The organism is Parahalioglobus pacificus (genome assembly GCF_014652275.1).
In the GTDB taxonomy this organism is placed as follows: domain Bacteria; phylum Pseudomonadota; class Gammaproteobacteria; order Pseudomonadales; family Halieaceae; genus Parahalioglobus; species Parahalioglobus pacificus.
Window position 1 is genome coordinate 1,681,423 of record NZ_BMYM01000001.1, and the last position, 13,953, is coordinate 1,695,375.

General features: G+C 54.7%; 13 protein-coding genes. 8 read left to right on the forward strand and 5 right to left on the reverse strand.

Annotated features, from left to right (window positions below; all coding sequences use genetic code 11):
- The first annotated feature begins 1 nt into the window (after window position 1).
- Window positions 2–532, forward strand: coding sequence for a gamma-glutamylcyclotransferase (locus IE089_RS07635; RefSeq protein WP_229802638.1), 531 nt, complete (start codon window positions 2–4; stop codon window positions 530–532).
- Here the strand turns inward: IE089_RS07635 and IE089_RS07640 are convergent.
- Both IE089_RS07640 and IE089_RS07645 read right to left on the reverse strand, forming a co-directional pair.
- Entirely contained in the window at window positions 529–1,002 is a 474-nt protein-coding gene (locus IE089_RS07640; RefSeq protein ID WP_189476855.1) for a YbjN domain-containing protein, read from the reverse strand. The two genes, IE089_RS07635 and IE089_RS07640, sit on opposite strands and share 4 nt — an antisense overlap.
- A 398-nt stretch (window positions 1,003–1,400) precedes the next feature.
- A complete protein-coding gene (locus IE089_RS07645) occupies window positions 1,401–2,282 on the reverse strand; it encodes a dienelactone hydrolase family protein (RefSeq protein ID WP_189476857.1) in 882 nt (293 codons plus the stop codon).
- Between the two features lie 86 nt (window positions 2,283–2,368).
- Between IE089_RS07645 and IE089_RS07650 the strand changes: the two genes are divergently transcribed.
- Both IE089_RS07650 and IE089_RS07655 read left to right on the forward strand, forming a co-directional pair.
- Complete coding sequence (locus IE089_RS07650; RefSeq protein ID WP_189476858.1) at window positions 2,369–4,366, forward strand: acyltransferase family protein; 1,998 nt, start codon at window positions 2,369–2,371, stop codon at window positions 4,364–4,366.
- Window positions 4,363–5,148, forward strand: coding sequence for a hypothetical protein (locus IE089_RS07655; protein WP_189476859.1), 786 nt, complete (start codon window positions 4,363–4,365; stop codon window positions 5,146–5,148). Before IE089_RS07650 ends, IE089_RS07655 begins: the two co-directional genes overlap by 4 nt.
- Here the strand turns inward: IE089_RS07655 and IE089_RS07660 are convergent.
- Window positions 5,126–6,769, reverse strand: coding sequence for a hypothetical protein (locus IE089_RS07660; RefSeq protein ID WP_189476860.1), 1,644 nt, complete (start codon window positions 6,767–6,769; stop codon window positions 5,126–5,128). The two genes, IE089_RS07655 and IE089_RS07660, sit on opposite strands and share 23 nt — an antisense overlap.
- On the reverse strand, window positions 6,766–7,587 hold the full coding sequence (locus IE089_RS07665; RefSeq protein WP_189476861.1) for a sulfotransferase family 2 domain-containing protein: 822 nt from the start codon (window positions 7,585–7,587) through the stop codon (window positions 6,766–6,768). The genes IE089_RS07660 and IE089_RS07665 overlap by 4 nt, the downstream gene beginning before the upstream one ends.
- 210 nt (window positions 7,588–7,797) lie before the next feature.
- On the opposite strand from IE089_RS07665, the gene IE089_RS07670 reads away from it, so the two are divergent.
- From IE089_RS07670 to IE089_RS07690, 5 genes are read left to right on the forward strand one after another with little or no spacing between them, the layout of a single operon-like run.
- Window positions 7,798–8,754: a glycosyltransferase family 2 protein gene (locus tag IE089_RS07670; RefSeq protein ID WP_189476862.1), complete on the forward strand. Its 957-nt coding sequence runs from the start codon at window positions 7,798–7,800 to the stop codon at window positions 8,752–8,754.
- A 55-nt stretch (window positions 8,755–8,809) separates the two neighbouring features.
- The gene (locus tag IE089_RS07675) at window positions 8,810–9,655 is read left to right on the forward strand and encodes a class I SAM-dependent methyltransferase (RefSeq protein ID WP_189476863.1); all 846 of its coding nucleotides are present in this window, start codon (window positions 8,810–8,812) and stop codon (window positions 9,653–9,655) included.
- Window positions 9,652–10,557: a glycosyltransferase family 2 protein gene (locus tag IE089_RS07680; protein ID WP_189476864.1), complete on the forward strand. Its 906-nt coding sequence runs from the start codon at window positions 9,652–9,654 to the stop codon at window positions 10,555–10,557. Before IE089_RS07675 ends, IE089_RS07680 begins: the two co-directional genes overlap by 4 nt.
- 1 nt (window position 10,558) lies before the next feature.
- A complete protein-coding gene (locus IE089_RS07685; protein ID WP_268247983.1) occupies window positions 10,559–11,491 on the forward strand; it encodes a glycosyltransferase family 2 protein in 933 nt (310 codons plus the stop codon).
- Window positions 11,488–13,128, forward strand: a complete 1,641-nt coding sequence (locus tag IE089_RS07690; RefSeq protein WP_189476866.1) for a glycosyltransferase family 2 protein — start codon at window positions 11,488–11,490, stop codon at window positions 13,126–13,128. The genes IE089_RS07685 and IE089_RS07690 overlap by 4 nt, the downstream gene beginning before the upstream one ends.
- On the opposite strand, the gene IE089_RS07695 is transcribed toward IE089_RS07690, so the two are convergent.
- Window positions 13,125–13,898 carry a sulfotransferase family protein gene (locus tag IE089_RS07695; protein ID WP_189476867.1) on the reverse strand — a complete coding sequence of 258 codons (774 nt, stop codon included), beginning with the start codon at window positions 13,896–13,898 and terminating at the stop codon, window positions 13,125–13,127. The genes IE089_RS07690 and IE089_RS07695 overlap by 4 nt on opposite strands.
- Between the last annotated feature and the right edge of the window lie 55 nt (window positions 13,899–13,953).

The following is a 13,953-nucleotide window of genomic DNA, read 5'->3' on the forward strand; positions in this document are numbered from 1 at the left end:
CGTGATTCCAGATGTACCGACGTGGGTGTTCGCCTATGGCTCTCTCATCTACAAAATTGATTTTCCGTACCTCGAGCGCCAGCGAGCGTACATCAGCGGGTGGGAGCGCCGATTCTGGCAAGGCTCCCATGATCACAGGGGCACGCCAGAATCACCCGGCCGCGTCGTGACACTAATGTCCTCCCCTGGCCACGTATGCGGCGGCATTGCCTATCTCGTAGAGCCTTCTGTGGTTGAGCACCTGGATCACCGCGAGAAAAACGGTTATCGCCGCGAGGTCACTGAGATTCACCTGACTTCAGACAACAGCGTGGTCTATGGATTAGTCTATGTGGCTGACATTAACAACCACGCGTTTCTCGGCCCTGCACCACTGGAGGAACTCGCCAGTCACATTCGTAGATCGAAGGGACCAAGCGGCAGTAACGCCGAGTATCTTTTGAACCTGGATAGCGCACTCAGAGAGCTAGGCGAACACGATCAGCACGTCACCGCACTAGCGGACGCTGTCCTTGCCGAAGGCGCAACTTAGTGCAGCGCTGAAGGCGCGCCTCCTTGAGCTGATCCATCGCCAGAGGGGAACAGGTAATCCAGTCGCAAACACTCACCTGCGACCTGGCGCGTGCCTTCCATCGTCATTGCAACGAAAGCGGCAAACTGCTGCAGCATCAGGCCGGGACTGGCCGGTAACACCCCGGCAATGACCAACTGCGGTGTGGCATCGTCGACAATATCCAGGAATATCTTGAGCGTTGGAAACTCCATATTAAGTCGCCCCAGGTCCGCCGCTACCGCAAACAGCGCCATAGGCCTCACTTCCAACTCGGTGTTCAGCAGCAGACCAAAGCGCTCGAGAAACAGGCGACTGTCGATGGCACCTTCGATTGACTTCAATGCGCTGAGATGAAGGCCTTCACAGTGACCACAATCCTCATAGGCCACCCTGGATTCCTCTAGCCATTGCTCCACCAGGGCCCTGTCAAGTTTGAATAGCTCAGGCATTGTCGTCATCCGAAGTACTGGTGGAGCGCATGCTACGCCAAAGCCCGCCTGGAGCAAATCCCCAGCAGGCAGGTAGAACGTCGCTGATCCGGACTGCATGTACCATCAACCAGAAGGACTGTCACGACAGCGACTCGACGCCAGCTCATCAACGCCTGGCTGGACGGCACACCGCTCGCATCATCTGGTTTCTAGGCGCAATCACCTGCCGGTCGTTTAAAGCCACGGACTGAGGTGCGAAACGGTCCGCGATAGGCCCGCCCGGTGGCAGCAACAACCGGGAGAACGAAGCGCATTCATACAAGGTGGCGACCCTTGCGGCTTGGGACAAACGGGCACAGCTCCACACCAGACCATTGGCGCCCGCAAGCACTACCGAAAGCGCTCAATTCAGGCGATCAGGCAGTTAGATTAGCCGAAAAGAAATCCAGGGTCCGCTGCCAGGCCAATGACGCAGCAGCCTCGTCGTAACGAGCCGTAGAGTCATTGTGGAAGCCGTGGTTTGCCGCGGGATACATGTGCATTTCGTAGGGCACATCCGCCGCTTTTAAAGCAGCCTCGTAATCAGGCCAAGTCGCATTCACCCGCTTATCGAGCTCACCGAGCTGTACCATCAGCGGGCCACGGATATTGCCCCAGAGGGTGTCGCTGGCCGGGGTGCCATAAAAGGGAACTCCCGCATCCAAGAGCTCGGGCACCACCGCAGCCAGCATATTGACCACGTACCCACCGAAACAAAAGCCAACTGCGCCCAGTTTGCCATTGCCCTGCTCATGGGCCTTGAGGAACCGCGCCGCAGCGATAAAGTCTTGCTCAATCTTTGAGCGATCCATGCTGCGCTGCATAGTGCGGCCTTCATCGTCATTGCCGGGGTAGCCGCCCAGTGGATACAGGGCATCAGGCGCGAGCGCCAGGTATCCTGCTTTTGCCAATCGACGTGCCACATCTTTGACGTAGGGATTGAGGCCCCGGTTCTCATGAATCACAAGCACAACAGGCAATGAACCTTCCACTTCTCTAGGAGCTACCAAATAACCCCGCCCCTCACCGTGCCCGTCCGGTGATGGGAAGATTTGGTAGCGGGCTACGATATCAGGGTCATTAAACGATACCTGCTCTGCCAGCGCGTAGTTGGGCAGCAACCCAGACACGGCACTGGCGGCAACGCCGAGCGCGGCGAGCCGGGCGAGAAAGGTGCGACGGTCTATATCGCCGTGGGCATAGGCGTCATACCAGTCGAAGGCTTCTTGGGGAATTGGGTGTTGGCCACTGTTATTCATATGATGCATTCCGATGAGCGTTCAGAGTTAGCGATGCGAAGTTTTGCACTCGCTCTTGGTGACACTATACGCGCACCGTATACTCCGTGGATTCCTGCAATGACCGCGCCATCGCATTGACCTACAGACCTGACATTGACGGCCTGCGTGCCATCGCCGTGCTGGCCGTGGTTATTTTCCACCTGGGAGTACCGGGCTTCGACGGTGGGTATGTCGGTGTCGACGTGTTCTTCGTTATCTCTGGCTTTCTGATCACCGGCATTATCCTCGGCAAGCATGAGCGAGGGGAGTTCTCCTTCAGTGCGTTTTACGGAAGACGCATACGGCGTCTAATCCCTCCGCTCGTCGTAACCGTGGCATGCACCGTTATAGGTGCGGCCTTCCTGTTCACCGCCTACGATATGGTGCTTTTTGCCCGCTCGGCGGTGGCAGCCTTGTTCAGTGTCTCGAACATCGTGTTCTTCGCCGAGTCCGGCTACTGGGATGAAGCCTCTGAGCTCAAGCCACTGCTTCACACCTGGTCACTGGCAGTGGAAGAGCAGTTCTACCTGTTTTGGCCGGCACTGCTAGCGGGCCTATTTGCCTTGCGCCGGAGGCTGTCTCTTGTCGCTGCAATGGGGGCGATCACGGTAGCCGGCTTTGGCCTATCGGTTTGGTACACCCGCGTGGATCAGGCGGCCGCGTTCTACTTGCTGCCCTTCCGCGTGTTCCAGTTTTCTGCTGGGGCGCTGGCTATCTGGGGCGCGGCGTGGCTGGCCAATCAGGAAAGCCCACGTTTAGCGAACCTGGCCCTCTACTGTGGATTGGTACTGATCGGCATCAGCGTCTATGCCCTGGGAGATGGCAGCCAGTTTCCTGGTTGGGTAGTTAGCGTACCCACAGCGGGTGCCGCGTTATGCCTGATGGCAGGCGCTCAGGCTGGGCCAACGAATCCGGCCACTACTGCGCTTACATCGCCGCTTGCCCTATGGCTAGGTCGTGTTTCCTACTCCATGTACCTGGTCCACTGGCCTTTGATTGCGCTGTATCGATACCAATACGGCATGGCGCTTGGCGCGCTGGAGCAGTTGGGCCTGGCCGTCGCCATACTCATCGCGACGGTATTGCTGCACTACGGCGTTGAGCGGCGCGTGTATTCGCGGGCCGGTTACTCGGGCACAGCCAGTTCTACTCGGTCCAAACTTGCGGTGCCCGCCATTGTCCTTAGCGTCGTGACCATTGCTGGCATCACCGGCACCGCCTGGCTGGGGGACGGTTGGCAATGGCGCCGGCCAACGACAGTCCTTTCACCCGAGGAAGTTGTTGCCGGACAACAACTGCGCCTCCGGGACTATCTCGCAGGTTGCCGGCTCGACAACTTGCAACAGAACGAGCAATGCGGGGATGCAGATTCACCACTGGTGCTCGTGCTGGGGAATTCTCACGAGACCGACGGCTATAACTTTATCCATGCGGTGCAGCCTGACAATGCGCTGACTCTCATCAGCTTTGGCAATCTCAATCCCTGCGGCGACATCGGGCGGGACGGGCAGCGCTTTACCAGCGACGATGCCAGCTGCCAGCACCGCCTGGATACTCTGTTCTCAGATGAGGTTACGGCGAGGTTGCGCACAGTGGTCTATTCGTCCAATCAACCCTTTGCACACAATAAAGCCACAACCCTGCAACTGCTGGAGACTTTGAAAGCCAGCAACCCCAGCGTGCGCATTGTCACGCTGGGAGGCTATATCAACACTGAGCGGCGCTGCAGTTTTTATCTTTCCAGAACCGGCAGCACCGATAGCTGTGCCCAGCCCGACAACGTGACCTATTTCGCAGATTATCCGCAGGATCGACGCCTTTACAGGGAGATCATGGGAGTCACCGATCTGTTCATCGATAAAGTTGAGCTTCTGTGCCGCGGCCGGCAGGTACAAACTTGCGCAACACAAACCCCGGACGGCACCCCCGCCTTCTATGACCGCCATCACCTTTCGCTGCCATTCGCGCGCTATGCAGGCGAACTCTACGTGGCACAGCACCCAAAACTTCTGACCTTTTTACAGACACCTGCTGTTCGCAACTCGGATGCTATACAACCATGAATTACCTGATTGCCGGGCTGGCAAAATCCGGGACAACCATGCTCTTCAGCCGTTTGCAGCGTGCCTTGAACCAAGACCAATTAGCCTGCTTCTTCGAGCCGGACGATCCAGCAGTCATTGCTTCAATACTTGATCAACGCGATACGAGTGACACTCTCACCAAAGTGCTTATCGGCCGGGTGAAATCGGATACACCGCGCGTCGATGAGTTTGGCAAACAGTTGCTGATCTACCGCGACCCCCGCGATCAGTTCATCAGCATGCTGCTCTACCTGTTCTATGACTTCCAGATAAGCGGCGACCAGCGCGGCTATGACTACTGTGTTGCAGCCCTGCAGAACAAAATCGAGCACCCGGACGAAGTATCCTGCCGATCGCTCTGGGATGACATTTCCGGCACCGTGGGCCGCGCCCCTTTCGTAGTATTCAATAATCTCCATAACGAGCAACGGCGCTATTGGGAGACATTTTCACCTCTGCTGGTGCGCTATGAATCGCTGCTGGATGATGACTGGCTAGCTGTTGAGGACTATCTTGACCTTACATTGAAAAGTGCGGATACCGAGGTACCCGGCGAGTACCAACGTGTGGCTCGATCCAAGGGCTACGGCGACTGGACATACTGGCTCACCGATGAAGATATTGCGCACACCAACGAGGCCTGGGCGGCGAACCTGGACTGGTTGGGCTACGCGCCAGGCTCGCTGCGCGTAAGGCGAGAAATTCCGGCGAGCACCTCACTGGACTACGTGGCGCAGTTCAATCCGTCGCTGCAGCGGTGACCGTGCTCGCCAGCTCGGCATTAAAGGCTTTCAGCGCCTCGTAGTGGCCACAGGGGTCGCCGTGCTCGTCTCTGAAACCACCGCGGAAGACCACGTGGAAAAGATTCAAGCCATCGACTGTCACGGGCGCGCCTGAGTTTCTCAGCTCAATCACGATGCCGTCCTCAAGAATCATCGGCCGCTGCACCTCAAAGATGACCCGCAATTCATCGCTGGCAGCCGATGCACCCAGCGTCGTGGCAGCCGTTTCCAGAACATGCCAAGGGCCAGCATTAATCCGAGCTTCCAATTGCCCCGACTGATAACGATCTACTGCGCGGGCGACGAGCTCGAACTCATCGAAAGGAACGGTAGTTTGTAAGCCGCTGACGCGCGCGGGCAGCGTCTGCCTGATTAACGACGCACCCGAAAGTCTTACCCCGCCGTGCCGCTGCGGTCGTGCCGTACCGCAAGCGACTTCCCAACCACGCGTGCCCAGCAGGAAGCGCGCGTTATACAGCAGGTTCTGTCGATAATCGCGCCAGGCCCAGATGCCAAAACCGCGCGATAAGGTAGCCATCACCGGCACCGCAGCATGCAAAAACTGGCCGACTTCCTCGGGATCAATACGGGCGTGGATGCCCCTGAACTTGGGCGCGTCATCAACAAAATTGAACTGGTCCACAATATGACCGACGTCCGCACCCCGCCCGGTGACCTCATTGAGCGCGTGAGTCAGTAAGCCAATTGCCTGCTCGGTGCTGAGGATCTCTCCCTCGTTGGCGGCACCCATAAACGGCGCCCAGTAGGTGTAGCGCAGCACATCCAGGTCGGTGTAGCTGTCGTTGGACAACCAATCGACGCTGCCGTCGGCATTCTTTTGCTTGTCTTTGTCTACGCGTATCTCTATCCCCAGCTGCGGCACACGACTTGCCGCCAGCGCATGCATTTGCCGAATGCGATGATTCGAGAACGCATGGAAATGACGGTAGTCCGCTTCTTCCGGACGGGGGATCACTGGCTCGGCATCAATGCCCTGCTCCTGCAAATAGCGGGCGTATCCGGTTTCTTCAGCCAACTGTCGCTTGTGCTCTGGCTTGTAGAGTTGCCAACGCCAGAAGGCATGCCAGAACTCCTCCCAACTGAGAAACGCCGCTCTAAACGCGCGATAACTGACACAGAGCGCATGGACCCTAGCCATATAATCCAGCCAGGCATCTTGCGTCGCCGAGTCATTCAACAAGCGCTGGATAGTGGTAATGCCGCTCAGCGGCTGACGATCAAGTACCTGGTGCGCATAGGACAGCCTTACGATGATTGACAGGCCTGCGTGCTGCGCTGCGGCCATCATCCGCTCTAGCTGTCGCAGGTAGCTATCGTCATAGGTGGGGGCGTAGTGGTCGGTTTGGTACCCGCGCCAGGGCACCACAAAAATCACCGTGTTAAACCCATCCTCGACAATTTGCGCCATATCGCGCCGAAGACTGACCCTATCCACAACTTGCAGACTATTCAGGGCCCAGCCCTCGCCGAAGTAATGGGTGGCGCGCACGTACTCCGGATGCTGCACAGCGCCCAGCAACTTCGTTTGCAGTTTACGCTTGATGACGCGAAGGCGACGACGAGCTTCTTCAAATATCACGACAGGGCCTCGCATCGCTGCGCAAACTCTGAACGGCGCTGTTCGAGACCTCGAATGCCGGCCAGGCGTGCATTAAGCAACGCGCACCCCCGCTCATACAGCTGTAAATCGAACACATTAGCCTCTGACAGCCGAACAAAGGTGTCTCCGAGCTCCTGCTTAATCTGTTGCAAACGTTCCCCGATAGTCTGGGCTGCCGTAGCACTGACGTTCTTTGGTCTCGAGGCAAGATCGAGCTCTGGAAACTCTTTACACAACGCCGTCTCGAACAGGATCATACTGTCGTCATATCGCTCTACGATACCCACGAGCGCCGCATCCAGCGTTTCAAGCGCCTGTTCAAACCGCTCCTCATTGCATTCGTCATGAAAATGGCCTGACAGGTAGCGGGTCTGGAAATTGTGAATCACCGGCCCCCTGCCCGGTGACAATCGCCACTCCACAAACTCTCTGAAATCCATCTGTTTGGCGGCTGTACTGGAGGGCCCGTGATCGCCCTGTTGGCCCCGCTCAAAGAGATACACCGATTGAGCACGAATGATCGGGTGGCGCAGCAGCACCAGTAGCGCTGTCTGATTGGCGAGCACAGGCGACAGCGGCAGCGGCAGCCAGTGTGACGACAGAGCAGAAATTCGGCCGGATTCAAGCATTACGCGCTCCAGCTCACGGGGACGATCACGCAGCACAGCATCATCAGTATGGGCAAAGAAACGCTCGCCAAACGAGTATTGAAGGCTCCAGTCGAGGGTTGTGCCCGCGTTCTTAAACATGTGGGCATGAACGATGTACTGACGTACACTGTGGGTCAGGTTCGACATAACAATTCAAATCAACGTTGAAATTACTATTGTACTGACTAGGGACCATTACTGAACGCCTCCACGTGTAGAAGTTTTGAGGCCTTCACCATCAAAGCTCCAATTGGCCAGATAATTACCCGACCCACGAGTTCGACACAATTGATTAAACACCCTTCAGTGGTTGGCTAAATTGAGTTCGTTCTACCCTGACACAAGAGCAGCACAAGAATGAGTGCCCGATGGATACAGCGGTTCTGGAAAGACCGTGCGCCCCGCCTGTCCATTGTCGTAGTCGTCTATGACATGGTCGAACAGGCAAAGAAGACTGTGATTTCACTAAGCCCGGAATACCAAAGCGGAATTACTGGCTTGGATTACGAGGTCATCATCGTAGAGAACTCCTCGCGCAACATGCTCCCAGAAGAGTTCACCCGGAATCTACCCCAAAACTTTCGCTACTTTGCCCGTCAGGAGAGTTCACCATCACCTGTGAATGCTCTGAACTTTGGTGCAGCGCAAGCAACAGCTGAATACCTTTGCATCATGGTTGATGGAGCCCGAATGCTGACACCTGGCGTTCTGCAGAACCTGATTCGGGCACAATCGCTGGGACGGCAGACTGTAGCTACGGTTCCTAGCTATCACTTGGGTAGCGAGTTACAGCAACTAGCGGTTAAAAATGGCTATGGCGAGAAAGAAGAAGAAGGGCTACTGACGAGCATCGAATGGCCTAAGAATGCCTACAGGCTGTTTGAGGTCTCTTGCCTGAGCAAATCATGCGAGCGAGGCCATTTCCTGCCAAGTGCGGAGAGCAACTGCATCAGCCTACCGATAGAGTTATGGAACAAACTGGGAGGAGGAGATGCCCGGTTTGATAGTCTGGGGGGTGGTTTTCTGAACCTTGACCTGTACAAAAGGGCGTTAGAGGATCCGGACAGTGAGCATGTAATCCTTGTTGGTGAAGGCTCTTTCCATCAGTTTCATGGCGGCGCTACCACCGGGGGCGTCTCTGACCAGAAGCGCGAGCAAGCGATCGAGTTGATGAAAGCCCAATATGCCTCTATCCGCGGCTGCTCCTACACGCCGCCTTGTACAGACCCCATAGTATTGGGAAAGATTCCCGATCAGGCCCTGGACAACCTATCTCATTCAATAGAAAAAAGACGGCAGGTACACACGACGTGACGGACAAACACCAGCAAAAAATCCCAGTTTTCTCTTTTAAGGAATGCATCGGCTAATGATCGCGCTCTGGGAATCACTCATTAAGCCTATTGCTGACGCCATCGACGCAAAAACCGTGCTGGAAGTGGGTGCAGATTACGGACTTAGCACCCGAGCACTCCTCGACTATGTTGCGCCAAAAAGCGGGCACCTGTTCTCCATCGATACTGCACCGGGATTTGACGTAGATAAGCTGACTTCTCTTTATCCGGGCTTTTTGTCCTTCTCTGACGAGCCTAGCCTGTCAGTGATCCCAAGGCTGCCTCAGCTCGATATAGTGTTACTCGATGGGGATCACAACTGGTACACGGTAATCAACGAGCTTAGAACATTAGAGAACGTCCAAACCGCCGAGCGGGGAGCAATGCCCGTCGTCTTGTTGCACGACATAGGATGGCCCTACGCAAGAAGAGACCTGTATTACGCACCAGAGAGAATCCCCGACAGCTTTATCCACCCGTATGCACGAAAAGGGATTGGGCGAAACAGACACAGGCTGCTGGAATCTGGTGGACTGAATGCCAACATGTTCAACGCCTTGCAAGAAGGAGGTGCGAGAAACGGTGTGCTTACTGCCGTAGAGGACTATCTGGCCGAGTCAGACATAGAGTATGAGTTCATCCAGTTGCCCATTTACTATGGGCTGGGTATTTTGGTCCCGGGCCAGCGGGTCAAGGCCAATCAAAAGCTGCGTGAGCTTCTGGAAACTTACCGATCATATCTCGCTGCCACTCCACTACTCGAATTGACCGAAAGACTGCGGCTCAACGAGGTAGCAAACAGTCAACGGCAGACCGCAAGACTCCAGTCGAGAGACGCTCCACCGCCCCCTGAAACAATGGATGAAACAAGCGACCAATGAAAATTTCCGTAATTGTTATTTGCTATGACATGGCCAGGGAGTTGCCCAGGACTCTGCAGAGTCTGCAAAGCAGCTACCAGTTGAATATGTCAGAAGACGACTACGAAGTTATCGTGATTGATAACGGTTCGCCCAACCCTCTAGCCGACGACATAGTAGAAAGCTTCGGTCCACAGTTTCGCTATGTGAAGCTGAAATCACCCCCCCCCTCTCCAGCATATGCGTTGAACTACGGTGTGAAGGAGGCTCGTGGAGACATTGTTTGTCTGATGATCGATGGCGCGCACCTTCTTACTCCGGGGCTACTGAGTAAGGCACGGGATTGTTTTACGATTAATCCGGATTCTGTTGTTATCACACGCTATTTCTATATGGGTCCTGGACAGCAGAATGAGACTATCCTTGAGGGATACAACAAGGAAGTTGAAGACGGCTTGCTCGCTAAAATTGATTGGCCATCGGACGGTTACAAGCTGTTCGAGGTGGGCATGCCATTGGTTTTCAAGGACTTTCCAGTGTACACATGGTTTTACAAGATGCTTGAAAGTAATTGCCTTTTCATTTCTAAAGAGAACTTCATTGGGATGGGGGGCGCTGACGAACGCTTCGATATTCCCGGTGGAGGCTTCCTGAACCTGGATATGTATAAACGAGCCTGTGACCACCCGCCCACACAGCCGGTTCTAATTATAGGCGAGGGCAGCTTTCATCAGCTGCATGGTGGGGTTTCCACAAACGTTCCACCCGATGAGCAGACCCGGCGTGTTGATGTCTACAAAGAGCAGTATCGCTCAATCAGGGGCGAAGATCTCAAGCCAGTGAATAAAGACTTTTTCTACTATGGGAACATGCCCACGCCGGCATCAAGAATTCATCGCTTGAACAATCGGGTGAAAAACTAAGGTGCGCGATAACAATTCGCCCGGGAAGACATGCGAGCTGTCGATCATTTTGATCATCTTCGAAATGGCTAGAGTGGCTCCAAGAACGATCAAGTCGCTGCTGAGCCCCTATCAGATTGGGATCGACGAACTCGACTACGAGATCATCGTGGTGGATAACGGATCACAACAACCGATTCCTGCAGAATCCATTCATTCGATGAGTGACAAGATTAGATACCTTTGCCTGGACTCGCCTCCGCCCTCGCCCGCGCACGCCATTAACGAGGCCGCCAGGATGGCCGGCGGCGAAGTACTGGCGGTCATGATCGATGGCGCACATATGGCCACACCCGGGCTACTGAAATACGCGATGAAGCCGTTCACCTTCAACAATAATCCCATCGTAACCGCGCCCCGGTTCTTTCTGGGCCATGAGTCACAGGTCGTCTCAGTGCATCAAGGATACGATGAACAGACAGAAGACGAACTGCTGGACAGCATTAGCTGGCCCAATGACGGATACAGGCTGTACGAGGTTGGCGTGCCCTATCGCTACGAGTTCGATAATGGTCCGCCGAAACTATTCTGGTTCCTGCGTCAATTTGAAAGCAACTGCCTTTTCATCAGTGCAGAGTCTTACTGGCGCGTGGGCGGTTGTAATGAGGCTTTTGATTTCCCCGGTGGTGGCTGCTTAATGCCCGACCTTTACCGAGAACTTTGCGAGCTGGATGACGCTAGTATCGTGCAGCTACTGGGCGAGGCTACTTTTCACCAGGTGCATGGCGGAGTATCCACGAGCGTGACCCACGCTGGCCAGAAAGCGCTGTGGGAGAAATATACGCAGCAGTATGAGTCTATTCGCGGCCGAAAGTTTGAGATTTCCAAGAAACCGCAAACGTTCTTGGGGCACATGCCACACAGGCTTGCGGCGAAGCTGATGCTTACGGGATGAATCAATCAACGTTTCCCTACTCCTGGGAAGTCGAGCCCGCCTCCTATCAGAAATTCGTAGACTTAGAGGATCGGCGGCTACGAGCTGCTGCCACGCAACCAACAGAAATCCAGTTCTCCATTGTATTGCCCGTGTTCAACACACCCGTTGAATATCTGCAGCAGACAGTACAATCCGTTCTTGAGCAGTCTTATTCCAATTGGCAGTTGTGTATTGCTGATGATGCATCCACCGACAGTAGTACGCTGTCTTTTTTAACAACGATTGAAACCGACGACCCGAGAATAAGCATCATTCGACTCCAGCAGAACGTGGGCATTGCCGCCGCGAGCAATGCCGCTTTGGGATTGGCGACTGGAGACTACATTGTTCTGCTAGACCACGATGACATGCTGCCCGATTTCGCGCTCAACATCGTAGCGAAGAGTATTGCAGAGAAACCGACGGCGAAGCTTCTATACTCTGATTCGGATCACATTGATGCCACCGGCAACCGCTGCAAGCCCTTCTTCAAGCCGCCCTGGGACTACTTCCGTTTCCTCAGTCAAAACTTTCTAAATCACCTCACCGTAATCGCGCACCCTGTTCTCAAGGAGCTTGGGGGTTGGAGAACCGGCTTCGATGGGAGTCAGGACTACGACCTCTACCTGCGAATAGCGGAGCATATTGACCCGGACCACATTCGACACATCCCACATATTCTCTATCACTGGCGTACAGTGGAGAACTCCTTCGCCCGCTCCAATCTTAATCGTGCCATTCAAGCCGGGAGAAAGGCCGTTTCTGCGCACCTGGAAAAAAAAGGCTGTTTCGCAGACTTAGGTGCAGCGCAGAATGCCGTCATTTACAACTCGGTAATCTGGAAAAAACCCCCTGCGGCATCAGCCGGACTGCAAGTCTTCGTCACAGGCACTGGCTACTTTGACAGTCGTATTGATTCAGCATTGCGCCAAGCGTTGGCCGAATACAAGCCCAATATCAAGTTCGCTGCCGAGAGTGCAGCACAGGCCATGCTGATGTTCTCAGGCGCTTCGGAGGAGCAGCACGGTGCCTTTCCCGATACCGTCGTGTTTATCGATGCACAACTAGCCGAAGCGCCAACGATCGCGCTATCCAAGGCGGTGAACGCCATTAAGAACCGTGTTTGTGGAGTAGCCTGCGTGAAGGCAAAATCATCGATGCGGGGCCTGCAAGGCCCGCTGCATGACACCAACATTCCCTGTGAGCCCTCAACGTCGCGGACTACACAATCGAGTGAGGAGCGCCTCGCCAGTCGCGGCTATATGGCAAATCTGCTGCTCGACCAGACTGTCAATTGGGTTTCAGAAAGTTGTTATGCCGTATGCTCGTCTTTACTCGAAGGACTTGCTGCCGAATCGTTTTCCAACATGCGGGAACTTGGCAGAAGTATCTCCATGGCTGCCCGCGCAAAGAGCCAAAGAATCCTCTGGATAGCGAGCGATCCCCTTTCAGAGTCTCAGGCGGAAGCCGCTGAATTTCAAATAAAGCCTCGCGATAGAGTCATTATGAGTGAGTGCGTGAGTGGACCTGCGCCATTCCTGTACAACCACCCCAACGTGGCTAGAGTTTATTGGCGCGTTTTCATGAGTGCTTCAAGCGACATGAAATCGATCTAGCTTCCATGAAAATGCCACTCGCTGAACTCATTCGTCGCCTCAAGTATCTGTGCGCACAGTGCAGCAGAGAGCTTATCCTGGTACGGCTTTATGTAAGAACGGGAAACCGTATTGCCGTAAACGAAAAATTCGGAATCAAAGTTCAGAAACTCACCCGAAAAGGTATAGCCAAGAAATTCAAATATTTCTTTGGCCCTGGCTTCGGGGTTTTGGCAAAAATCTTCAAACCGGTTCAGTAGAATTCTGTCGCCATACACTTTCGCAGCACGTCTGTACCCGTCACCGTAGCTGCAGTATCTCTGTACCAACTGGTCAAGGTTTTGAGAGACATAGGCTTGGGGGTCTTCGCGATGCCCTGACCAATTTGCCCAGGACAGCATGATTGCTCGAGGATCCCGGACGTTTACCACACAGGGCAAGCCCTGGGCCTTGGTCAGGACCTCAAGAAGATGCAGCATATAGATAGGCGTCTTATCGAACACTCCAACATCTTTTTTCACAATCAGAGGCGATGATGCCCTGAGCCCCTCAAAAAATACGGACCAACTGGGCGTATCACACACACCCAGAGCCTGCTCTCTGCTGAGTCTCCAGCTCTTGCGGAAGAACGCGAAATACGGTTGGTGGCTGGGAAAGTCCTGTGGCGAGTTGCCCAGAAAGACCCCCACCTCGTGGCCGGAATCAAGATCTGGATGTCTCCGCAGTATCTCATTGAGAAGCGTAGTCCCTGATTTCTCATAGCCACAGAGCAAAAACTTGAGACAACTCATATCAGCAAAAGCTCTGTCACAGAACACCCTACGTAATTCATCTTTCTAGGGGCGG

Coding starts and splice junctions, on each gene's coding strand:
- IE089_RS07675 (WP_189476863.1), top strand. CDS start 8,810: ATGATCGCGCTCTGGGAATCACTCATTAAGCCTATTGCTGACGCCATC.
- IE089_RS07695 (WP_189476867.1), bottom strand. CDS start 13,898: ATGAGTTGTCTCAAGTTTTTGCTCTGTGGCTATGAGAAATCAGGGACT.
- IE089_RS07645 (WP_189476857.1), bottom strand. CDS start 2,282: ATGAATAACAGTGGCCAACACCCAATTCCCCAAGAAGCCTTCGACTGG.
- IE089_RS07665 (WP_189476861.1), bottom strand. CDS start 7,587: ATGTCGAACCTGACCCACAGTGTACGTCAGTACATCGTTCATGCCCAC.
- IE089_RS07680 (WP_189476864.1), top strand. CDS start 9,652: ATGAAAATTTCCGTAATTGTTATTTGCTATGACATGGCCAGGGAGTTG.
- IE089_RS07655 (WP_189476859.1), top strand. CDS start 4,363: ATGAATTACCTGATTGCCGGGCTGGCAAAATCCGGGACAACCATGCTC.
- IE089_RS07690 (WP_189476866.1), top strand. CDS start 11,488: ATGAATCAATCAACGTTTCCCTACTCCTGGGAAGTCGAGCCCGCCTCC.
- IE089_RS07640 (WP_189476855.1), bottom strand. CDS start 1,002: ATGCCTGAGCTATTCAAACTTGACAGGGCCCTGGTGGAGCAATGGCTA.
- IE089_RS07670 (WP_189476862.1), top strand. CDS start 7,798: ATGAGTGCCCGATGGATACAGCGGTTCTGGAAAGACCGTGCGCCCCGC.